General features: G+C 47.1%; 21 protein-coding genes. 9 read left to right on the top strand and 12 right to left on the bottom strand.

From position 1 onward, the window contains the following. Nucleotides 1–1,180 (top strand): glycine--tRNA ligase subunit beta (gene glyS, locus J7K79_RS06230; protein WP_296906423.1); only part of this gene is annotated, 1,180 nt, incomplete at its 5' end. On the opposite strand, the gene fliI is transcribed toward glyS, so the two are convergent. Genes fliI through fliF form a run of 4 tightly spaced genes read right to left on the bottom strand, consistent with a single transcriptional unit; the run spans nucleotide 1,157 to nucleotide 5,758 of the window. Continuing rightward, nucleotides 1,157–2,479, bottom strand: a complete 1,323-nt coding sequence (gene fliI, locus J7K79_RS06225) for a flagellar protein export ATPase FliI (protein ID WP_296906420.1) — start codon at nucleotides 2,477–2,479, stop codon at nucleotides 1,157–1,159. The genes glyS and fliI overlap by 24 nt on opposite strands. Further along, nucleotides 2,439–3,143, bottom strand: a complete 705-nt coding sequence (locus J7K79_RS06220; protein ID WP_296906417.1) for a FliH/SctL family protein — start codon at nucleotides 3,141–3,143, stop codon at nucleotides 2,439–2,441. Before J7K79_RS06220 ends, fliI begins: the two co-directional genes overlap by 41 nt. 1 nt (nucleotide 3,144) lies before the next feature. Then, nucleotides 3,145–4,152 carry a flagellar motor switch protein FliG gene (gene fliG, locus J7K79_RS06215; protein WP_296906414.1) on the bottom strand — a complete coding sequence of 336 codons (1,008 nt, stop codon included), beginning with the start codon at nucleotides 4,150–4,152 and terminating at the stop codon, nucleotides 3,145–3,147. Between the two features lie 4 nt (nucleotides 4,153–4,156). Beyond that, a complete protein-coding gene (gene fliF, locus J7K79_RS06210) occupies nucleotides 4,157–5,758 on the bottom strand; it encodes a flagellar basal-body MS-ring/collar protein FliF (RefSeq protein WP_366932596.1) in 1,602 nt (533 codons plus the stop codon). A gap of 108 nt (nucleotides 5,759–5,866) precedes the next feature. Between fliF and ecfA2 the strand changes: the two genes are divergently transcribed. Then, nucleotides 5,867–6,706 carry an energy-coupling factor ABC transporter ATP-binding protein EcfA2 gene (gene ecfA2 / locus J7K79_RS06205; RefSeq protein WP_296906409.1) on the top strand — a complete coding sequence of 280 codons (840 nt, stop codon included), beginning with the start codon at nucleotides 5,867–5,869 and terminating at the stop codon, nucleotides 6,704–6,706. Continuing rightward, nucleotides 6,703–6,936, top strand: coding sequence for a S4 domain-containing protein (locus J7K79_RS06200; protein ID WP_366932595.1), 234 nt, complete (start codon nucleotides 6,703–6,705; stop codon nucleotides 6,934–6,936). The genes ecfA2 and J7K79_RS06200 overlap by 4 nt, the downstream gene beginning before the upstream one ends. Here J7K79_RS06200 and J7K79_RS06195 read toward each other — a convergent pair. Continuing rightward, nucleotides 6,905–7,612 (bottom strand): biotin--[acetyl-CoA-carboxylase] ligase, encoded by a 708-nt coding sequence (locus tag J7K79_RS06195; RefSeq protein WP_296906403.1) that lies wholly within the window; start codon nucleotides 7,610–7,612, stop codon nucleotides 6,905–6,907. The two genes, J7K79_RS06200 and J7K79_RS06195, sit on opposite strands and share 32 nt — an antisense overlap. Before the next feature lie 50 nt (nucleotides 7,613–7,662). Here J7K79_RS06195 and J7K79_RS06190 point away from each other — a divergent pair, with 50 nt between their 5' ends. From J7K79_RS06190 to J7K79_RS06165, 6 genes are all read left to right on the top strand, one after another. Beyond that, nucleotides 7,663–8,601, top strand: coding sequence for a D-cysteine desulfhydrase family protein (locus J7K79_RS06190; protein ID WP_296906400.1), 939 nt, complete (start codon nucleotides 7,663–7,665; stop codon nucleotides 8,599–8,601). Continuing rightward, nucleotides 8,601–9,275, top strand: coding sequence for a DUF554 domain-containing protein (locus tag J7K79_RS06185; protein WP_296906397.1), 675 nt, complete (start codon nucleotides 8,601–8,603; stop codon nucleotides 9,273–9,275). Before J7K79_RS06190 ends, J7K79_RS06185 begins: the two co-directional genes overlap by 1 nt. Nucleotides 9,276–9,343: 68 nt before the next feature. Next, nucleotides 9,344–9,817, top strand: a complete 474-nt coding sequence (gene nuoE, locus J7K79_RS06180; protein WP_296906394.1) for an NADH-quinone oxidoreductase subunit NuoE — start codon at nucleotides 9,344–9,346, stop codon at nucleotides 9,815–9,817. Further along, a complete protein-coding gene (gene nuoF, locus J7K79_RS06175; RefSeq protein WP_296906391.1) occupies nucleotides 9,814–11,451 on the top strand; it encodes an NADH-quinone oxidoreductase subunit NuoF in 1,638 nt (545 codons plus the stop codon). Before nuoE ends, nuoF begins: the two co-directional genes overlap by 4 nt. Nucleotides 11,452–11,509: 58 nt before the next feature. Beyond that, on the top strand, nucleotides 11,510–12,370 hold the full coding sequence (locus J7K79_RS06170) for an AEC family transporter (RefSeq protein ID WP_296906388.1): 861 nt from the start codon (nucleotides 11,510–11,512) through the stop codon (nucleotides 12,368–12,370). Nucleotides 12,371–12,374: 4 nt separating this feature from the next. Further along, nucleotides 12,375–12,851 (top strand): metallophosphoesterase, encoded by a 477-nt coding sequence (locus J7K79_RS06165; protein ID WP_296906385.1) that lies wholly within the window; start codon nucleotides 12,375–12,377, stop codon nucleotides 12,849–12,851. Here J7K79_RS06165 and murC read toward each other — a convergent pair. The 7 genes from murC to J7K79_RS06130 are packed head-to-tail and all read right to left on the bottom strand — an operon-like array spanning nucleotide 12,803 to nucleotide 21,229. Beyond that, entirely contained in the window at nucleotides 12,803–14,176 is a 1,374-nt protein-coding gene (gene murC, locus J7K79_RS06160) for a UDP-N-acetylmuramate--L-alanine ligase (protein ID WP_296906383.1), read from the bottom strand. The genes J7K79_RS06165 and murC overlap by 49 nt on opposite strands. Beyond that, entirely contained in the window at nucleotides 14,173–15,192 is a 1,020-nt protein-coding gene (gene murG, locus J7K79_RS06155) for an undecaprenyldiphospho-muramoylpentapeptide beta-N-acetylglucosaminyltransferase (RefSeq protein WP_296906381.1), read from the bottom strand. Before murG ends, murC begins: the two co-directional genes overlap by 4 nt. Next, on the bottom strand, nucleotides 15,189–16,280 hold the full coding sequence (locus tag J7K79_RS06150; protein WP_296906379.1) for an FtsW/RodA/SpoVE family cell cycle protein: 1,092 nt from the start codon (nucleotides 16,278–16,280) through the stop codon (nucleotides 15,189–15,191). Before J7K79_RS06150 ends, murG begins: the two co-directional genes overlap by 4 nt. Next, nucleotides 16,277–17,575: a UDP-N-acetylmuramoyl-L-alanine--D-glutamate ligase gene (murD, locus tag J7K79_RS06145; protein WP_296906377.1), complete on the bottom strand. Its 1,299-nt coding sequence runs from the start codon at nucleotides 17,573–17,575 to the stop codon at nucleotides 16,277–16,279. The genes J7K79_RS06150 and murD overlap by 4 nt, the downstream gene beginning before the upstream one ends. Then, entirely contained in the window at nucleotides 17,572–18,480 is a 909-nt protein-coding gene (mraY, locus tag J7K79_RS06140; protein WP_296906374.1) for a phospho-N-acetylmuramoyl-pentapeptide-transferase, read from the bottom strand. Before mraY ends, murD begins: the two co-directional genes overlap by 4 nt. Beyond that, a complete protein-coding gene (gene murF, locus J7K79_RS06135) occupies nucleotides 18,477–19,760 on the bottom strand; it encodes a UDP-N-acetylmuramoyl-tripeptide--D-alanyl-D-alanine ligase (RefSeq protein ID WP_296906371.1) in 1,284 nt (427 codons plus the stop codon). The genes mraY and murF overlap by 4 nt, the downstream gene beginning before the upstream one ends. After that, nucleotides 19,757–21,229: a UDP-N-acetylmuramoyl-L-alanyl-D-glutamate--2,6-diaminopimelate ligase gene (locus J7K79_RS06130; protein ID WP_296906369.1), complete on the bottom strand. Its 1,473-nt coding sequence runs from the start codon at nucleotides 21,227–21,229 to the stop codon at nucleotides 19,757–19,759. Before J7K79_RS06130 ends, murF begins: the two co-directional genes overlap by 4 nt. Between the last annotated feature and the right edge of the window lie 16 nt (nucleotides 21,230–21,245).

Raw genomic sequence — 21,245 nt, 5'->3', positions numbered from 1 at the left:
GGCTTTCATTGCTCGCAAAGACAGATTGACGAATTTCTTCGTGGTCTTCCAAGATGGTCCCCAGCCTCCTGAGAACGTTGTCAAAGGGTACGAACGGGTGATAAATGCCCGCTTGGAGGACGCTCGTTACTATTTTTACAAGGATCTGGAGATTTCTCTCGAAGAGATGAATGAAAAGCTGAAGGAAATCGTGTTTCAAGAAAAGCTCGGCACACTGTACAACAAAGTGGAGAGGATTGTGAAGATCTCCAGAAAGATATGCGAGGAGCTGAAATTTCCTGAGGATTTCACTGACAGGGTGTTGGAGGTGGCGTCAGTGTGCAAAGCAGATATCGCTTCCAAGGTAGTGTACGAATTTCCAGAACTTCAGGGTGTCATGGGGAGAATCTATGCTTTGAAAGAAGGAATGGACGAGGAACTCGCGATCGCAATAGAAGATCATTATTCCGAAAGTCCGGAGACGGTGATAGGTTCAGTGGTGGGAATGGCGGACAGACTGGACACCATCGTGGGTAATTTTGCCATAGGAAACGTTCCCACAAGTTCGAAAGATCCGTACGGACTGAAGAGCAGAGCGGATACTATTTTCAGGATAGTGAGAAGGAACGAGTGGGATGTTTCACTCAAAGAACTTTTGACTTTCGCGTCGTCCTTGGTCAGCCATCACCTCTCCGATGAACTGGAAGATTTCTTTTCAACCAGGTTCTATCAGTTCCTCATCAACGAGCTTGGGATATCCTATGACGTTGCAAGAGCGGTAAACCATCTATGGGAAAGACCTCTGAGGGGAACACTTGCAGCGGAGGCTCTCCAGAAGATTTCGGAGAAACCGGAGTTTCAAGATCTGTTTGTTGGATTCGAACGTGTGCACAACATAACGAAGAAACACGATTCCAAGGAGTTCGACGGTGCCCTTTTTGAGAAGGAAGAAGAAAAAAGATTGATGAACAAGTTCTTCGAAGTGAAGGAGAAGGTTCTAAAAGCCCTAGAAAGGTTAAACTACAAGGAAGCACTACAGTACCTGATAGAGTTGAAACCTTACATTGACGACTACTTCGATAACGTCTTCGTGATGGTAAAGAGGGATGACTTGAGGATGAACAGGCTAGGATTTTTGAAGAACATCGACGAGCTTTTCATGATGATCGGGGACATGTCACATCTGGTCAAGAGAACGTGAATAAAGTTCAAGGAGCATTTGGACGGTTTCTTCGAAAGAAGACTTCTCGAAGATCCCCTGTCTCAAGAACGCGTTGATATCTTCTTGCATTTCGATCGCTTTGTCGACGAGAGGATTGGTTCCTCTCTTGTAAGCTCCTATCTCTATCAAGTCTTTTGCTGACTCGTAGGAAGCCATCAACGATCTGAGGTGGTTTGCCGCCTCTTTGTGTTCCTCTGAGACCACATCATTCATCAATCTGCTCACGCTTGCCAACACATCGATGGCAGGATAGTGGTTCGACTCTGCAAGTTTCCTCGAAAGAACGATATGGCCGTCCACTATGGAGCGGACCGTGTCGGATATAGGTTCGTTGAAATCGTCCGCCTCGACGAGAACCGTGTAAACAGCTGTTATGCTTCCTTTGTCTGAGTTTCCAGCTCTTTCGAGTATCTTGGGAAGTCCTGCAAACACACTGGGGGGATAACCCCGGGTGGTTGGTGGTTCTCCTATTGCAAGACCAACTTCTCTCTGGGCCATGGCCCATCTGGTGAGCGAGTCTACCATCAAAAGCACATCGTACCCGAGGTCCCTGTAATACTCTGCTATGCTGGTGGCAGTGAGAAGAGATTTCACTCTGGTGAGGGCTGGCTGATCGGAAGTGGAAACCACGAGGATAGATCGCTTCAGCCCTTCTTCTCCCAGGTCCCTTTCGATGAACTCTCTAACCTCTCTTCCTCTTTCCCCTATGAGAGCAAGCACACACACATCTGCCGTCGTGTTCCGTGCTATCATGCCAAGGAGGGTGCTCTTTCCAACACCACTGCCCGCGAATATTCCAATTCTCTGTCCTTTTCCTATGGTGATGAAACCATCGATTGCTCGAACACCAACCGGAAGAGGATTTTTTATCCTCTTTCTTTTCAGGGGATGTGGTGGCGAGTTCGTCAGGGGATACCGTTCTTCCGGGACGAAGGATCTCCCATCGAGCGGTCGTCCCAGTCCGTCGAAGACACGGCCGATCATGTTTCTACCTACACCGATCTCCAGCACTCTGTTCGTTCGTATGACTTCGCAACCCATTCTCAACCCTGAAACGTCTTCATAGGGCATTAAAACAACCCTTCCTTCTTTGAAACCAACAACCTCTGCCAGGGCATTTTTTCCGTTCTGGAGGGAAATCTTACACATCTCCCCCAAAAACGCATCGGGACCCTGTGATTCGACGATGAGACCAACAACGCGCGTCACTCTTCCGTTGAAGCGATTGAAATCCTCTTCAGTCAGTCTCCTCTTCAATTCTCTGAGGACGTCCTTCAAACCCCACCACCTCTTCGAATATGTCCTCGACCAGCTTCCACTGATAGGAGAACGTCTTGTCCAAGACACCGTACTCCGTTTCGACGATCACTCCACCCTTCTCAACGTTGGGATCCGGTACCACCTGTCTGCCTTTCAGTTCTTTCAGATCGATTTTCTCCAAGTCCTCTGGGTGAATTCTTATCCTCACGTTCTCAATGCCAGTCACCTTCGAAAGAGCGCTCCTGAGCTTTCTCTCCATGACTGATTCGTTCATCTCTTTCTCGAGGATTTTTCTGAACAGTACCTTGAGAATTTCGATGATTTCAGGCAGGATCTCCTCTACCTTTTGTTGGAGTTGTGTCTGCATCTGTTTTTTCAACGAGAGAATGTACTCCAAGAATTCTTGTTTTTGCCTTCTTTTCTCCTCCAGCGCCTTCTTTGCTTCGAGTTCCAATCTTTCTGCTTTGCTCGAAGCGTTTTTCAGGATTTCTTCTGCCTTTCTTTTCGCTTCCTCTACGATCTTCCGAGCTTCTTTTTGTGCCTGGGAGATGATCTGCTCTTTGATCTTGTCGAGCTGTTCTTTGGAAGTTTCCTCGACTCTTTTAGACTCCTTTTCTTTTTCTTCTGTTTTGATCTTCTTCGGGAGATCTATGTAGAATATCTCGTCTTTTCTGAGGAGCATGTTACATGATCAACTCCTCTCCACCGCCTCTTGCTATGACGATTTCTCCTGCCTCCTCGAGCCTTCTGATCACGTTTATGATCTTTTGCTGAGCTTCTTCAACGTCTTTGATCCTGACAGGTCCCATGTACTCCAGTTCATCTTTGAGTAGGGCGGCCGCTCTCTTCGACATGTTTCTGAAAATCTTCTCTTTCAGCTCATCTGAGGCACCCTTCAGAGCAAGCGCCAGATCTCTCGTGTCAACCTCCCTCAAAACAAGCTGGATCGACCTGTCGTCAAGCTTGAGGATGTCCTCGAACACGAACATCCTTCTTCTTATCTCGTCAGCAAGCTCGGGGTTCTCCTGTGCCAGTTTGTCCATGATTTTCTTTTCCGTGCTCCTGTCTATGTTGTTCATGATCTCAGCGGCAGTGTCCACACCCCCTACCTTGCTGAAGGTTTGACTCACAAAGCCCGATATCTTTTTCTCAAGATTCTTTTCGATTTCCTTCACAACCTCTGGTGAGGTTCTCTCGAGGAGGGCAATTCTCTTTAGCACCTCGCTTTGTAGATCCTCAGGAAGTGCTCCTAGTATCTGGGCCGCGACTGGTGGATCAAGGTAGCTCAAGACAACAGCTATGGTCTGAGGATGCTCTCCTTGAAGGAAGTTCACAAGCTGAACGGGATCCGTGTCCTTTATGAAACTGAAGGGTTTCACTTGAAGAGAAGCGGTCAGCCTTTCGATGATCTTTCGCGCTTTTTCTGGTCCGAACGCCTTCTCCAGGACTTTTTTTGCGTACTCTATCCCACCTTCTGAGATCATTTCCTTTGCTTTGGCAAGGTTCAGAAACTCCTCTAATACTTGTTTCTTTTCTTCTTGGGAGACTTTACCTATGTTCGCTATTTCCACCACCAGTTGTTCCACTGTTTCCTCGTCGAGATGTTTCATCACCTGAGCGGCCTTTTCTGGTCCGAGTGCCACTAGGAGGACAGCAGCCTTTCTCTTCCCATCGAGTTTCTTCTCAGGCACGGTATCATCCCCTCTCGAAGAACCACAAGCGGACTATCTCGGCGATATCAGCGGGCGAGCGGTTGAAGATATTCTCCAGTTCTTCTATCAGTTCCATTAATTCTTTTTCTTCAGGTGAGATCTTTTCTTCTTCTTTCATCTCCTCCTGGAGAACTTCTTTTATTTCTTCCTCAAGCTTTCTTCTCCTCTCTTCCGCCAGTTTCCTAGCTCTGATCCTTCGGATCTGCACTATCATGATGTACACAAATAAGAAGGTAAGAAAGCCAAGAATGGCGATTCCAAGTGAGTACATGGTGAACCTTTTTCTTGCCTGGAGCTGTTCCAGCTCCTTTTGCAAGGTTCTTTCAATTGTTCTGTCGAAGGGTAAAAACGCCACCGCAATGTTCAAGGAGGCGGAAGAGGTAGCAGAACCGATACCTTTCTCCACCAGATCGTTTATGATTTCGTACCAGTTGTTGTTGGTTTGGAGAACAGTGGAAGAAGCATCGATTATCACAGCAACAGAAAGAGACGATATTTCTCCCTCATGGTTTTGAAGGATCTTCTGATAGATCTCGTTCAACTCATAGTTGGTGATTGTGTGAGTCCTTTCGTATGTGCTCGTTCCCTCGCTACTTGCAGACGGATAGCTGAGTGGGGGTATGTTCGACTCCGTTCCCACTTCACCTCCACCAGCGGGAAGGTTTTGACTTCTCTCGGTCTCCGTTTCTTGACTTCTGACCAGTCCCTCTCTTCTGGCCGGCGCTTCGTACCTTTTCATCTCCGTTTCTATCTTCGTCCAGTTCAGGGAAACATCGGGGATCACTTCCACCCTCCCCGGTCCAAACACACTTTCAAGAGCTTTCTTCAATTTGTTTTCGTAGTATTTCTCGAGCTGTTGTTTCAACTCCAGTTTACTGGATGCCAGGAAGGTTTCCTCACCGCTCTCCAGCATATCGCTGAGGGATCTGGAGTAGTTGTCCACCACTCTTACGTTCTCCGGTTTCAATCCCTCGACGGCTCCTGAAACGAGTTCCACGATTCCTCTTATCTGCTCCCGTGTGAGCTCGGTTCCGGGTTCCAGTACAACGAGGACAGAGGCACGTGGTTCAGCCATTTTGCCACGAACGTAGTAGGTGTACTTCGGCAAGACTAGGTGGACTCGGGCGTTCCTGACTCCCTTAATGGTCATGATGCTCTTCTCCAGTTCTTCCTGGAGAGCGATCTGGTACTTCACCTGCTTGTCAAAGCTGGTGGCCCCGAATGAATTTTCGCTGAGAATGGAAAAGCCCTTTCTGGTCCCCCCGAATATTCCCTCGGAAGCGAGTTTCATCCTCAATTCGTAGACGTTGTACTTATCAGAAACATAAATGTCCCCACCTGGTGAGACTTTGTAGGGAACATTCATCTCTTCGAGTTTTTGTATAATCGTCCCAGCCTCTTCTTCACTGAGACCAGCAATGAGAAGCCTGTAGTGTGGAGTGGCGGCTATCACAGCGAAGAGGATGATGGATATCACAAGGGCCGCCGTTATTCCCCCTACAAGGAACTTTCTCTCCCGTGACATGGAGTTCCAGGCATCGGAAATCTTTCTCCAGAGGTTTTTGATCTGCTCGAAAAAATTCATCCTCATGTTCACCTCTCGTTAAATTTTACCACGTGATATATACTATTAACGGAATCAGAAGAAGAGGACACCGCTGCTCTTCATTCGTCACATGAGGTCTATATCACCTTGGTAATCTCCCGGGTTATTCATAGTATAATCTTCAACATGAAGATCGAGGTCGTCGGCGTCACTCATATCTTTTATCATGGAACTCCTCTGGAAAAAATCGCCCTTAGAGATATCGATCTTGTGATCGAAAAAGGAGAGTGTCTTCTTGTTGCCGGGAACACCGGGTCTGGGAAATCCACTCTCCTTCAGATCATAGCAGGTTTGATAGAGCCAACCAGCGGACGGGTACTCTACGATGGGAAGCAAAGGAAGGGCTACGAGGTGAGGAAACACATAGGCATAGCGTTCCAGTATCCAGAGGACCAATTCTTCGCGGAGAGTGTTTTCGACGAGATCGCTTTCGCCGTACGAAATTTCTACCCCGGTGAGGATCCCGTTCCCTTTGTGAAGAAGGCAATGGAATTTGTGGGATTGGATTTCGACGAGTTCAAAGACAGAATTCCTTTTTTTCTATCCGGGGGAGAGAAAAGAAGGGTTGCCATTGCTTCTGTAATCGTGCACGAACCGGACATTCTGATACTGGACGAACCGTTCGTGGGACTCGATCGAGGAGGTAAAACCGATCTCTTGAGGGTGATAGAGAAATGGAAGAAACTGAAAAAGACAGTTGTTCTCATCTCACACGATATAGAAACGGTGATAGAACACGTGGATCGCGTGGTGTTTCTGGAGGATGGAAGGAAGACTTTCGACGGGTCGAGGGAGGATTTCTTAAGAAACATCGATCCCTCTTATTTTACCACCAGGCTGAAGGTAATGAGGAGACTTCTTCTGGCAGGTGAAGATCCCTTTTTGATGAGGGATGAGGAGTTGATAGATAGGGTGCATCGGATATGAGGTTGGATATGTTTCTGAAGATTTCGGTTATAAAAAGAAGGACAGTTGCTCAAAGACTTCTGAAGGGACAGAAAGTCCTGGTAAACGGAAGACCAGCCAAAGCCTCTTACGAGGTGAAGGATGGCGATGTGGTAGAGGTGTTTCTTCCCACAAAGAAGTTGAAACTTAGAGTGGTTGGAAACGGGGGATACGAAATTCTCAGTGAGGAGAGAGTGAATAGACCTTCTTAACACCTTCGTCGGTTTCGACGAGCAGATGATCGGATGAGATTTTCAAGATCTTTCCCCTTTTCTCTTGGTTATCTTCCAGAAAAGTGACGGTATCTCCTTCCTTTTGGAGCAGGTATCTCTTCCAGATCCTGGTCAGTGCCTCTTTCTTTTTGATGTATCTTCTGAGGAGTACTCGGGCGTTTTTCAGTATCGCTTCCATCAACCTCATCAAGGATACTTCTTTGCCGAGGATTTCTTCCAAACTGATCGCCCTCGTTTTCAATTCGTCTGGGATCTCGTTGTTTACATTCATCCCCACTCCCACGACTATCGCCATTGGTTTCTTCCCTTCAAAGATTCCCTCTGTGAGGATGCCCGCGAGTTTTCTGCCATATATGTAGACGTCGTTTGGCCACTTTATGCCTGCGCGGACCTTGAGAGTCTCCAGCGTCTTCACGATGGCAACGGAGAAAACCTTGGTGTAGAAAACCAATTCGACCCGTTTTCTCGGTTTGAAGAGAACTGAAAACCACAGACCACCCCTTGGAGAATGCCATCTTCTTTTGTTTCTACCGTATCCTGAAGTTTGCTCCAAGGCAACCACCACTGTTCCATCAGGATACCTTGAGAAATTCTCTTTCAAAAAGCGATTCGTGGAGTCTATCGTTTCAAACGATACGATTTTTTCCCCGATCACTCCAGCATCACCTCGTGCTACAATTTTAACAAACGAAAGGAGGGGAAGCTATGAGGGTTGATCTCGCCTTCAAACCCACTCCTGTTCAATTCCTGAGAAGAATCTCGGTGGAATACGGGTTCGATCTCTACGTCAAAAGAGACGACCTCACGGAGCTTCTGGGCTCTGGGAACAAGATCAGAAAGCTTGAGTATCTGATGGGAGATGCTTTGAAACAGGGGGCGACGACGGTCTTCACCTGTGGTGGCATTCAATCGAACCACGCCAGAGCAACCGCGTACGTTTCCAAACAGCTTGGGTTGAAACCTGTTCTGTTCCTCAGGAAAGGTGAAAAAGTTTTGAACGGAAATCTTCTCCTGGATATGCTCCTCGGTGCGGAAATCGTGGAAGTATCTCCAGAGGAATACGAAAACATCGACGAGATCTTCTTGGAGTACAAGAAAGAAAGAGAGAGGAATGGGGAGAATGTATACATCGTACCGGAAGGAGGTTCAAACGCACTCGGAGCCCTCGGGTACTTCAACATGGTAATGGAGTTGAAGGATCAGATCGATGTTGAGGCGCTCGATGCCATAGTCTGTGCTGTAGGGAGCGGAGGGACGATAGCGGGAATATCGGCAGCTCTTTCTTTCTTGGGGTACCGTGTCCCGGTGATCGGTGTGAATGTCACGACAAGAGACGCGGATTACTTCGTTGAAAAAGTGAAGAGAATTGTTAGAGATATGGAAAATCTTGGTGTGAGGGTGGGGAAGCCTGATTTCGAGATAGTGGATTCGTACAGGGGACCGGGCTACGCTATTCCCTCCGATGAAGACGTAAACGTCATAAAGGAGGTCGCAGCCAAGGAAGCAATCGTTCTTGATCCAGTATACACATCGAAGGCTTTCAGGGGAACTTTGGAGATGTTCAGATCCTCTAGGAAGAGGGTTCTGTTCGTCCACACAGGAGGAATATTCGGGGTATTCGCACAGAGTGGGAGGTTGTTGTGATGTTTCATTACGCCGTTCTCCTGAATTCCCTTGGGGTGCTCTTTGGAGCCTTTGTTGGTGCCGTCTTCAAGAAGAGAATTCCCCAGAGACTCCATGAGACCCTTTTCACGGTGATAGGACTCACCACACTGGGGATAGGTGTGCACATGATCATCCAGGGGAACGACTTTTTGCTGATATTACTCTCACTCGTTGCTGGTGGAGTGATCGGAGAGCTTTTGAAGATCGAAGACAGAATAGAAAATCTTGGCATGAAATTTAGAAATTCCCATGGGTTCGCAGAGAGCTTTCTGGCGTCTTCGTTGCTTTTCCTCGTTGGTCCGATGACGATCATCGGTTCTATAAACATAGGAATCTCTGGAAACGCGGAGTTGATCCTCATAAAGACAGTCCTCGATACTGTTTCTGCCACCGTTCTCACAGCAACCTTGGGAACGGGAGTGTTTCTATCTGCCCTCTCTGTGTTCATCGTTCAGGGGTTACTTGTTGCCTTTGCACGGAATCTCACCTTTCTCACTGGTGACACTTTCATTGCCGATTTCGTTGGAACGGGGGGGATCATGATTTTAGGCCTTGGAATAAGGATCCTCGAGTTGAAGAAAGTGATGGTTGGGAATCTCCTTCCAGCACTTGTTCTAACGCCACTCTTTGATTGGCTGAAAAACCTTTTCTGAATGCTGGGGTAGAAGTGGTATAATTTTCTATGAATAATTGTGAAATTTTTGACGAAGGGGGAGGACACATGAGGGATGTAATAATCGGGATCATCCAGAAAGCAAAAGAATCGGCGGAAGAGAGGGATACCCTGATAAACACCCTTCACGAGATCCAAAAACATTTCAAGAACTTCATACCGCCTGAGGCAGCCGAGATCGTTGCGGAAGAGCTCAACGTTCCCCTCTCGAAGGTGTATGAAGTCCTCACCTTCTACACGATGTTCTCCACGAAGCCGAGGGGAAAGTACGTGATCAGAGTGTGTGAAAGTCTCCCGTGTCATGTGGAGAACGGGAGGGAAGTGGTGAAGGCGTTAAAAGAGACCCTGAAAATAGACTTCGGTCAAACCACTCCCGACAACATGTTCACTCTCGAAATGACGAGTTGCCTGGGGCTTTGCGGTGTAGCACCTGTGATCATGGTGAACGACGAATACTATGGAAACATGACACCAGAGAAAGTGAGAGATCTCATAAACAAGCTGAGAGGTGAGGGGAAATGAAACCGATCACCGTTCTTGTCTCTGTGGACTCCAACAGTGTTCTGATGGGAGCGCGCCACTTTCTCAACTACTTGAGGGATCTTGTTAGAGATCACAATCTGTCAGATTCTGTGGATGTCCTGGAAACGGGAAGTATGGGAGTTTATCCTGAAGGTGTGATTGTCTCCATCCTTCCGGATGGTGTTTTCTACATTGTGAAGAGTGAGGGTGACGTGAAAAGGGTTTTCGAAGAGCACATATTGAAAGGAAGAAGGATACCGGGTCTCGAAGTATCGGAGGATCAGATAAAAGGAACGGTGGAAGTGGAGAGGGTAGCGGAAGAAACACGTATCGTTCTGAAGAACGTGGGGAAGATAGATCCCACACGTATAGAAGAGTACATAGCAAGGGATGGATATTTTGCCCTCGCAAAGGCCCTTCAGATGAAACCAGAAGAGGTAATAGGAGAGATAAAGCGAAGTGGTCTCAGAGGAAGAGGAGGGGCAGGCTTTCCAACAGGTTTGAAGTGGGAGTTCACCTACAAAGCTTCTTCCGATCAAAAGTATGTCCTTTGCAATGCAGACGAAGGGGAACCCGGTACCTTCAAGGACAGGCTCATCATGGAAGGAGATCCACATTCTTTGATAGAGGGTATGATCATAGCAGGCTACGCGGTTGGAGCGAGAAAAGGTTACATATACATAAGGGGTGAGTACTACAGCTCCATTGAGATCCTGAGAAGGGCGATAGATCAAGCTTACGAATATGGGTTTTTGGGCGAGAACATTCTCGGAACGGGCTTTTCCTTCGACTTGAAGGTCAGACTGGGTGCGGGCGCCTACGTAGCGGGTGAAGAGACTGCCCTGATAGAGTCCATAGAGGGTAAGCCCGCGCGCCCCAGACTAAAACCACCGTACCCACCAACTTTTGGCTTGTTTGGAAAGCCAACGGTTGTGAATAACGTTGAAACTTTTGTGAATGTCCCGAGAATCATTCTGAACGGAGCGGATTGGTTCAGAAAGTTCGGCACAGAATCATCGCCCGGAACCAAGGTCTTTTCTCTTGTAGGAAACGTGGTGAGGAAGGGTATCGTGGAGGTACCCATGGGTGTAACGGTGAGAGATTTGATCTTCAGGTTCGGTGGAGGTGTGGAAAAAGGAAAGAAATTGAAACTGGTACAGACAGGTGGTAGTGCGGGAACGTTCATAGGACCCGACAAGCTCGACGTACCCCTGGACTTCGACTCGTACGCGAAGTACGGTGTTTCTCTCGGCTCTGGAGTCATCCTCGTTGCAGATGAGTCACACTGCGCAGTGAATCTTGCGCTCACCGTTATGAAGTTCTTCGAGCACGAATCCTGTGGTAAATGTACACCCTGTAGAGAAGGAACGAAGATCGCTGTTCAGATACTGGAGAGAATAAGCAGAGGAGAAGGAAGGGAAGAGGATCTGGATCTTCTCAGAAAAGTGGCAAAAAACGCAGGGGAAACGTCGTTCTGTGGACTCGGTCAAAGCATCCCAGTACCGTTACTTTCAATAATCGACAACTTCGAAGATGAGTTCAGGGCGCACATTGAAGTCAGAGAATGCCCTGCGGGTGTATGTGAATTCAAAAAGAAAAAAGCATCGAGAAAGATAAGTGTCAAGAACAGATAAAGAGGACGCCAAGAAGGCGTCCTCTTTGTTTGATAAAATTCCATCAGGGGTGTATTGAATGGAGTTTTCGATCGTGATACTGATCGGGTACTTGACGAAGAAGTTCTTCGAGAAAGAAACTGGAAAGGTTCTCTCGAGGCTGGTGGTGAATTTCACCCTGCCGGCAGCAGTCTTTTACAGCCTGTCCACTGCGCACTTTCACTTCTCGAAGTTCGCTTTCACCATTACTGGTATACTGAGCAACCTGGTTTTGATATCGGTTGCTTTTTTGATCTTTTCAAGAGTAGAGGATTCGAGGGTGAGAGTCCCTCTCATTCTCTCTTTTGTGGGATTCAACACGGGTCTGTTCATGTATCCTCTAGCCGAAAGCCTGTGGGGGATCGATTCTGTCGTCAATTACGCTCTCTTCGATCTGGGAAATTCTTTTTTCATATTCGGGGTGGGAAAAGCTGTAGCAGAGAGAGCAAACATCAAGGGGGTTTTGAAGGTCTTTGAGTTTCCGCCTTTTCTCACTCTTATATTGAGCTTGACTCTCAACGTATTTGGACTCGTTCCCCCGGAGATAATTCTCAAGGTCGCACAGACAATAAAGAACGCCAACGCTTTTTTGGTCTTCTTTCTTGTTGGGTACTACCTGAGTTTCAAATCCGTCTTCGAGAGAGTCCGATTGATACTGATGGCAAGCACTGTAAAGTACTTCCTGGGTTTCATCGTATCTCTGCTCGCAGTAAGGATCTTCACACTCTCGTCGTTCGAGGAGATGAACCTATTTCTTTCCCCACTCCTTCCGTCCGCCATTATGACCCTCGTCTATTCCATAGAGAAAGACTACGATTCCGAGTTGGCGAGCGGACTGATCACTTTCTCCACGATCGTTTCATTGGCTATTATCTTGCTGATAAACCACTTTTGGAGGTGAGGATATGTGGTTGATTCTGAGCGATTCCCACGATAACATGAACGCTCTGGAAAAGGTTGAAGACCTGATTTCTGAAAGGAAGGTGGAAAGGGTCTTCCATTGTGGAGATTTCGTCGCGCCTTTCATTCTGGGGAAGCTCTTGAAAGAGGGGGTGGAGTTTCACGGAGTATTTGGAAACAACGATGGGGAAGTTCTGCTTCTTCACAGAAAGAGCGATGGGAGGATTGTGAAACCACCCGCTGTTGTCGAAGCAGATGGTTTGAAAGTGGTGATGATGCACGAGCCCATCCTGATAGAAACCCTGGCGAATTCCCAGGAGTACGATCTGATACTCTACGGCCATACTCATCAGATCGATGTGAGGAAAGTGGGAAAGACCCTGATCATCAACCCTGGGGAGTTGTGCGGATATCTCACCGGGAAGTCAACTGTTTATCTTTTCGATCCAAAGACGCGTGAAGGAGAGCTACTAGAGCTCTGAAGCGCCTTCACGAATCGTTTCGAGAAGTAGATGATGTCTCCAGCTCCGACGAACAAAAAGACGGTGTTGCTTTTGGGAGTGATGACATCGTTCAGCTGTGAAAGGTCATTCACGAATTTTGCTTCTTTCCCAAGATTCATCAGAGAATCCCAGATGATCTTCCCAGAGACGTTGGGTTTCTTTTCTTCGAATGCATCGTAAACTTCTGTCACTATCACCTCATCTGCTAGCAGGAGTGCTCTTGCGAAGTTTCCATCTTCTCTTTCCAAGCGTGAGTAACGATGGGGTTGAAAGATCACTACCACTTTCTCGTTTTCAAAGACTTCTTTGGCCGTCTGAAGGAGGTTTTTTATCTCCTCCGGGGTGTGTGCGTAGTCATCGACCACGTATATGTTGCTTTCTGGATCGCGGTACGATATCGAGAATCTCCTTTGAACGCCTGGGAACTCTTCCAGAGCTTTCAAAACTTCTTCCAAGTCGTATCCCAGAGAATCAAAGAGAGCCGTCACCGCCAAAGCGTTTAAAACGTTGTGAAAACCAGGGATCCTGAGTTTCAACTCCGCGTATTTTTTCCCGTTTTTTTCCACGATTGCTCGTTGATTAGAACGAGAGGCGCTTCTCATCTCCAGTGTATACATCCCTCTTCTCACACCGAAGGTCACGTCACCCAAGTGCGAGGTGAGTCTATCTTCAGCGAAGGTGATCACCAGATCTGAATTTTTGCTGATCCTCTCAAACGCAGCTTTGTACTTCAAAATCGAGTTTTCATAGTTTTCAAGGTGGTCTCCTCTGGCGTTCGTGATGATCAGATAGTTCGGGGAAAATTTTGAAAAGGTTTCCTCGCTCTCGTCGAGTTCGTAAACGATAGGTCCTCTGCCCTCTTCGTAGTTACCGTGTTCCAACAAGCCCATGATACCTCCAAGGAACACAGTGGGAGATTTATTCAGCTGTTTCAAAACGTGGGCGATCATGGCAGTCGTGGTGGTTTTTCCATCGGTCCCCGTGACGGCAAATTCTTCTCTATCTTCCCGTTCGAGGATCGTTCTGAAATAAGAGAGCCTGTTCTCAACCGGCACGTTCTCCTTTCTCGCACGGACCACCTCAGGATTGTCCTCTCGAACGGCCGGGGTCTTGACCAGAACATCTGGATTGAACCAATTTTCCTCGGAGTGAGGAATGAAAACGGGTATTTTAAGTTTTCTTAGATACGTGGTCCTCTCCGTTTCTTCTATGTTAGAGCCGTAAACTTCGTTCCCATTGAAAAATTCGTGTAATGCGAGGGCGCTCATACCAATTCCACCGATACCAACAAAATGAATTTTCACCTTATCTCCCCCATTATTTCTCTCGAGATGATCGACGCAGGATTTTCTTTCATCTTCTCTATTTTACCTTTTTTCGTTATTTTATCAATAGCCTCGATTATCCTCTGAGGAGTAGCCTCTTTTTCTCTTACGACGATTGCATAACTGAGTCTTTCTGCTTCTAGAGCGTTTTCAAGCTGATGTGATTCTGCTGAACCTTCCCAGGGTATGAGGATGCCGGGCACACCGTGATAGAGCATTTCACCTATCGTACTCGCACCCGCTCTGGAGATGGACATACGTGCCTTCTTCCATAGAGAAGGCATATTGTCTATATAAGAGTAGGCATCAACGTTTGGAAATCTGGAGAGTCTTTCTGCCCACTTTTGAGATCCTGTCGAATGTACGAAACGAAGATGGGGGATCCTGTGGTACACTTTCTCCATTAGACTGTTTATCAGATCACTTCCCAGACTTCCTCCGAGAACGAGTACAAAATCTTCCAGAGTTGCTTCCTCGTCCGATTCCCTCACAGGACAACCTGTAAAGACGATCCTGTCTTTCCATTCTTCCAAAAATTCTTTCGTTTTCTCAAAAGAAATGAAGATCTTTCTGGCGTATCTTGCCACAGTCCGCACAGCAAGACCAGGTACCACGTTCTGTTCGTGCAAGAAGATGGGAACTCTCATGTTTTTCGCTGCAAGCCCAACAACTCCCGAAACGTATCCACCGGTGAGAAGCACTGCATCGGGTTTGAAACGGTAGAGCTCTCTTTTGACTTTCAAAATTGCGCTAATCACTTTTGTGGCTCGCCAGAGGTTCTGTGGATGATAGAGTGGCCTGAGAAATCCCCTGACATCCAAAGTGACAACTTCGTACTCTGGATGTTCCTGTTTCACTACCTTTTCGTCTATCTTTCCTTTCACGGCAAAAAACAGGACCTTCGTTTTCACATTTCTAGAGAGTGTTTCAAGGGTGGCAAGTAAAGGGTAGAAGTGTCCTCCCGTTCCTCCACCTGCGGCGGCCACTCGTATCATTCTCTTTCACTCTCCAGAATCATGTTACCGACTATTCCAAACCCTATCATCGTGGCAAGAAGGGAACTTCCACCGTAACTCACCAGTGGAAGTGTCACCCCCGTCACTGGGAAGATACCAGATACGACTCCAACGTTCACCATCACTTGAAGCATAATCAGAATTGCAAAGCCTGAGATGAACGTTTTAACAGAAGGTATCGGTTGCATTCTGGAAACCACTTTCACAAGACTGTGTACCAGTCCATAGAAGGAAAAGAGGATCACACCAAGACCGATGTAACCTAGTTCTTCTCCAACTATCGCCAGTATGAAGTCGCTGGTTACAACCGGAACGAAGAGCTTTTCCTCTCCCAAAACCATACCTTTTCCCACAGTTCCACCACTTCTTATCGCTTCGACAGCTCTCATCACCTGTTCTGAAACATTTCCTTTCAGGTAAGAGACGAGTCTTTCTATTTGATAACTCCTAAGGATGTTGTTCAACATTCCCATTCTGTACGTGTAGACGAAGAAAATCAGTGCTATCGAAAAGAATGTCAAGACATAAACGCCGCGTGTTTCGGCAACGTAGAGGGTCAGCATAACTGTGAGAAAAAGCAAAGCAAAAGTACTGAAATCTGGTTCCACAAGTATGAGAAAGAGAAACGGTGATACCAGAAGTAAAGGCTTCAGAAAACCTCTGAATAGGCGTTTCATGAACAGCTGGTTTTTTTCAACATACCACGCCAAAAAGAGGATCGTGTATATTTTGACCAACTCAGAGGGTTGAAAGGAAAAATAGCCAAGGTTCATCCACCTGTGTGTCCTCGTTTCCCCGCCTGGAAGAATCAGCACAACCACCAGTAGGGCTATAGAAAGAACGTATCCGCCCACTATCACCGGTCTTGAGAAGAGCATCCTATGGTCGGTGTAAAGGAAAACTACAAAGAAAACGAGCGCCACCGTCAGTTTCATGAGATGGTTCAGAATCACAGAACGTCCACTGGCGGGTTTTATGTAGTCCTGTACCATCTCAAAACTGCTGAGAGCCATGAAGCCGGCGCACAGAAGAACGATGACGAAGAACACAAGAGACCTTTCGTTCAAGATCTACCCTCCTTTTCTTTGTATCTTTCGAAGATCTCTCTGAAGTGTTCTCCCCTCTTCGCGTAGTTTTCGTACATGTCGAAACTCGCACCACCCGGGCTGAACAGGATCACGTCTCCCTCTTTGGAAACCTCCAGTGCCCTTTCGAATGCTTCCTCCAAGTCATCAACCACGCTGTAAGGTGCATCCTTCAAAAGCGGCCTGAGATCCCTGTATATCTCACCGAATACGATCAAGTGCTTTACTTTGGATTTTGCTTTTTCCACAAAAGCGGAATAATTTTCTTCTTTCCCGATACCGCACATTATCAACACAACCTCGTCAAAGTTCGAGAGAGCCCCCAGGACCGCGTGAGTGGATGTTGCTTTGGAATCGTTGTAGAAGGATCTTCCTCTTATCTTTCCAAGGAACTCCATTCTGTGAGGAAGAGGCTTGAAACTTCTGAGAGAGTCCAGGAACCTCTCCACATCACCGAAAAGCTCCTTGTACAGAACGGAGACCGCCAGGATGTTCTCCTTCATCTGGTGAGGATACGGTTCTGGAAGGGAAAAACTTTCACCCTGAATGACCAGCTTCTCTTTTTCAACGAAAGTACTTTCTGTCCAGAACGGGATCTTCTTTGATCTCACACTGCTCAGATCTTCCAGAACCTCGACACCCTTGTTGTAAACGAATACGTCTTTTTCTTCCTGGAAGAATGCGGGTTTCAATTTCGATTTGAGATATTCTTCGAACGAAGAATGCCAGTCCAAATGATCCTCCGATACGTTCAAAAGTACAAACTTGGAGACCCGGGGTCTTTCACACCAGAAGAGCTGAAAACTGCTCACCTCCAGGACGTAGTAGTCGTAATTTTCTCTGAGCGCCTCGACGGCAGGTGTTCCGAAATTACCTCCTAAGAAGACCCTCAAACCCCGGTGTGAAAGGGAGTGATGTAACAAAGCAGCAGAAGTGCTCTTTCCGTTCGTTCCGGTGATACCTATGACCCTTTCTTCGGTTGCCTTGTCTAGGAAGAATTGAAGTTCGGTGGATATGTTCACACCACTTGCAACCAGTCTTTTGACGATGTCCGATTGGGGCTTCACGCCGGGACTAACGTAGACAACGTCGCAGCTCAGAAGTTTCTCGGTGTGCCCTCCGTCTTCAAAATCGACATCGTGTTCCTTTAGGTACCTCTTCGTATCGTCATCGAGCCTCTTCTCTTCGCTCACAAAGATTTCAATTTCCTCAGTCTTTAAGAGATACTTCAGAAGGGCTCTGTTGCTTTTTCCAAACCCAAGAAGACCGATCCTCATCCTATCACCCCGAAGACTTCAAGGGCTATCAGGGAGGATACCAGGTTGAAAGCGGTGAAAACCGCCACGATCTTTTCCTCTTTCCAACCAAGAAGCTCGAAATGATGATGGAGGGGTGACATCTTGAAAATTCTTCGCTTGAAGATCTTGAAAGACAGAACCTGCAGGATCACGCTCAGTGTTTCAACCACCAGAACGGGGAAGAACAGAATTAGGTAGAACTCTGTCTTGGTAAGAACAGAAACGATCCCCAAGGTTCCCCCCAAAGTGATCGATCCCGTGTCGCCCATGAAGATCCTGGCCGGTTTGGAGTTGAAGATAAGAAACGCCAAAACACCCGCACACAGAAGGATCATGATTCTTTCTGAAAATCCCTTTTCTTTGAGAAAAAACCAGTACGGGATGGTTCCGCTGATGTAAACCCAACCTGCGAGACCGTCCAGTCCGTCTGTTAAGTTCATGGCGTTTGAGCTTCCCACGATCACAACCAGTGCGAATAGATAGTACCACGCACCCATCTCCAGCTCGATTTCAAAAAGATCGACGGTCGTTTCAGGTCGTACAAGGACGATCACAACGGAGGCAACAACAAGTTGGAGAAGAGCTTTTTGATATGCCTTCAGACCGGTGGAATTCCTCTTTGCGATGCTGAGAAGGTCGTCGAGGAAGCCGATGAGAAAGAACAGAAATGTCCCAGCAAGGGTCACACCATCCACTTTTGAAAGAACTCCAAATAGGAGGCTGACCAGGACGAACAGCACACCTCCCATGGTTGGAGTTCCTTCTTTGTATCCATGAAGGTCGGGACCTTCTTTTCTTATGTACTGTCCCACTCTCTTCCTCTTGAACAGGTTTATCAGAACCGGATAGAGCAAAAGGTTCAAAAGAAAGTCTGCCGCGATCATCCTTCCTTCAGCTTCCTTTCGAAGATTTTCAAAACTCTTTCTATTTTAACCGCTCTGGATGCTTTGAAGAGCACGACATCTCCTTTTCGGACTCTTGTGGAGAGATCTCTGGCGATTTCTTCTGCGCTGTCCGTTTCAAGAACTTTCTTTTTGGTTTTTATCCATCTTGCCTCGGGTTCTGCCAAGAACACGTACACACCGTCCAAAACATCAAGCTGCTTTCCAAGCCTTTCATGGAGTTTCTTTGACTCTTTTCCCAGCTCTTTCATCGCTCCCACGACGGCAAATTTTCTACCGGGAAATCTGAGGAGTGCCTCTATCGCCATTTGAAAGGCTTCTGGACTAGCGTTGTAGGTATCGTCGACGATCCTCACACCCTCCACTTCTTCCACATTGAATCTTCCTGGAACTGTCTTCAAGTTGGATAGTTCGAGGACGTTCACCTTCTCACCCAGAGCTTCCATCACACACAGCGAAGCGGCAAGGTTGAGAAGTTGTCCTCTGTTCCAGAACCCTGGTAGTTTCACTGTGAAGGGTGATTTGAATGTCTGGTACTCTGAGATGGTGAAGTCCCTGTAGTACCACCAATTTTTCAGAACGACGTCTCCACCCTTCGTTCCAAAAAACATCACCTTCTTCCTATGCAACAAAACTTTTTTCTTCAGGTCAAGATCGTCAAAGAGTGTGACGACAACGGAGTCTTTCTTCGAGTGTTTTACGATCTCAAGTTTGGCCTCCATGATGTTTTCTCTGCTTTCAAAGAATTCTAGGTGAGCGCTTCCTACGTTCAGGAGAACTGCCACGTCAGGAGGTGCTATGCTGCACAGATGTGCAATGTCTCCCACTTTGTTTACAGCCATTTCGAGGACGAGGATTTCTTCTCCGCTGTACCCGTTCAGTATGGAAAGAGGAAGACCATACTCTGTGTTCATGTTACCGGGTGTTTTGAAGACATTTTTTCTTTTTTTCAGAAGTTCATAGAGAATTTCCTTTGTTGTCGTTTTCCCATTCGAGCCCGTTATTCCAATTATTGTCTTCGGAAACCCGCTCAGTTTCAAACGGGCAAGCTCTGCCAGTGCTTCAACCGAGTTTTTGACGAGAACAATTCTGTCTGAATGTACAACTGCTTTCTCTGCGATAACGGCATAGGCACCGTGCCGTATGGCTTCGTCTATGAAATCATGACCGTCGAATCTTTTTCCCTTCACAGCGACAAAAACGTCTCCTTTTCTCACCTCTTTTGAGTTCAGAACGAATCTCCTTCCGAGAAGTTCCTTCACTGAACGAACTTCCTCCCTCTCAATTTTTCTCTCACTATCTCTTCGATCACGTCTCTATCGTGGAACGGAATCCTCCTCTCATCGCTTATTATCTGGTATCTCTCGTGACCCCTTCCAGCAACGACAACTGTATCACCTCTGTTTGCTATTGTGAGGGCCGTTTCTATGGCTTCTTTTCTATCGAAGAGCACCAGATAGGGTTTGCTCTTATCTACCCCTTTTATCAAATCCTCCATTATTTGCTCTGGATCTTCTCCTCTGGGATCGTCTGTCGTCAGTATCACCACGTCGGCAAGATTAGAGGCAACTCTGGACATCATGGGGCGTTTCCCTCTGTCGCTGTTACCTCCCGCACCGAACACGACGATCACTCTTCCTCTCGATATCTTTCTAACGTTTCTCAACAACTTTTCCAGGGCATCAGGTGAATGAGCAAAGTCGACGATAACGTTGAACCCCGCCTTTTTTGCTGCTTTCACAACTTCGAATCTTCCCTCGACTCCCGTGAAACTCTCGAGAGATTCGGCAAGCTCTTTCGGGTCGAACCCCAGTTGATGGAGAGCAGCTATGGCAGCGGCCGCGTTGTACGCGTTGAAGTCACCAATGGCTTTTGTGAAAACCTTCAAGAAACCATCCGGTGTTTCCAGTACAAAGTACGTTCCTTCCCAGCTAACTTCGACGTTCCCCAGTCTGTAATTAGCGTTCCTGGATGTACCGAAGGTGACCTTCCTTACCTTCCGATGAAAGGTATCGGATAAAGACTCGTTCAAAACGGCGAAACCATCGTCCTTCAGAAGATCGAGCAGGTGGAGTTTGGCTTTCAGGTAGTTCTCAAAGGTACCGTGAAAATCCAAATGATCACGCGATATGTTGGTGAAGATGCCAACGTCGAACCTCACACCCTCCACCCTCTTCTGGACCAGAGCGTGAGAGGAAACTTCGAGAGCAAAGAACTTTCCTCCGCCGTCCCTGTTCTCCTTCATGGCGGAGAGAATGGTAATCGCATCGGGGGTGGTGATATCGTCGTAATAAGTCTTTCCGAGGATGTTCTTTACCACGGTGGTGAGAACACTTCCTTTCATACCTATCGACGTGAGCATGTGGTAGATCATTAGTGTTGTGGTTGTTTTTCCGTTGGTGCCTGTGATACCGAAAGTAAAGGTGTCCTTCCAGGGATCTTCGAAGAACAAACTCGCCAGCTTTGCTTCAAAATACCTTGAATCAAAGACCAGGATGTGTGGTACATCAATGTTCACTTTTCTCTCTACTGCAACGGCCACAGCTCCTTTTTCGATCACCTCTGGAATTATCTCGTGAGAGTCGAATTTCTCTCCCTTTCTGCAGATGAAAAGATCTCCTTTCTTTACTCTGGAGGTGTGGTTGGAGATTCCGGAGATTTTTAGGTCCATAGGGGCACTAACTTCCAGGATGTGATCTTTCAAAATCGAGGCAATTGTTGATATAGTCATTATTGAACCACCCCTG

Origin of the sequence: Thermotoga sp. (genome assembly GCF_021162145.1) — a bacterium.
GTDB lineage: Bacteria > Thermotogota > Thermotogae > Thermotogales > Thermotogaceae > Thermotoga.
The sequence above is the reverse complement of the archived record's forward strand: the minus strand, read 5'-3'. Positions and strand labels throughout refer to the sequence as shown.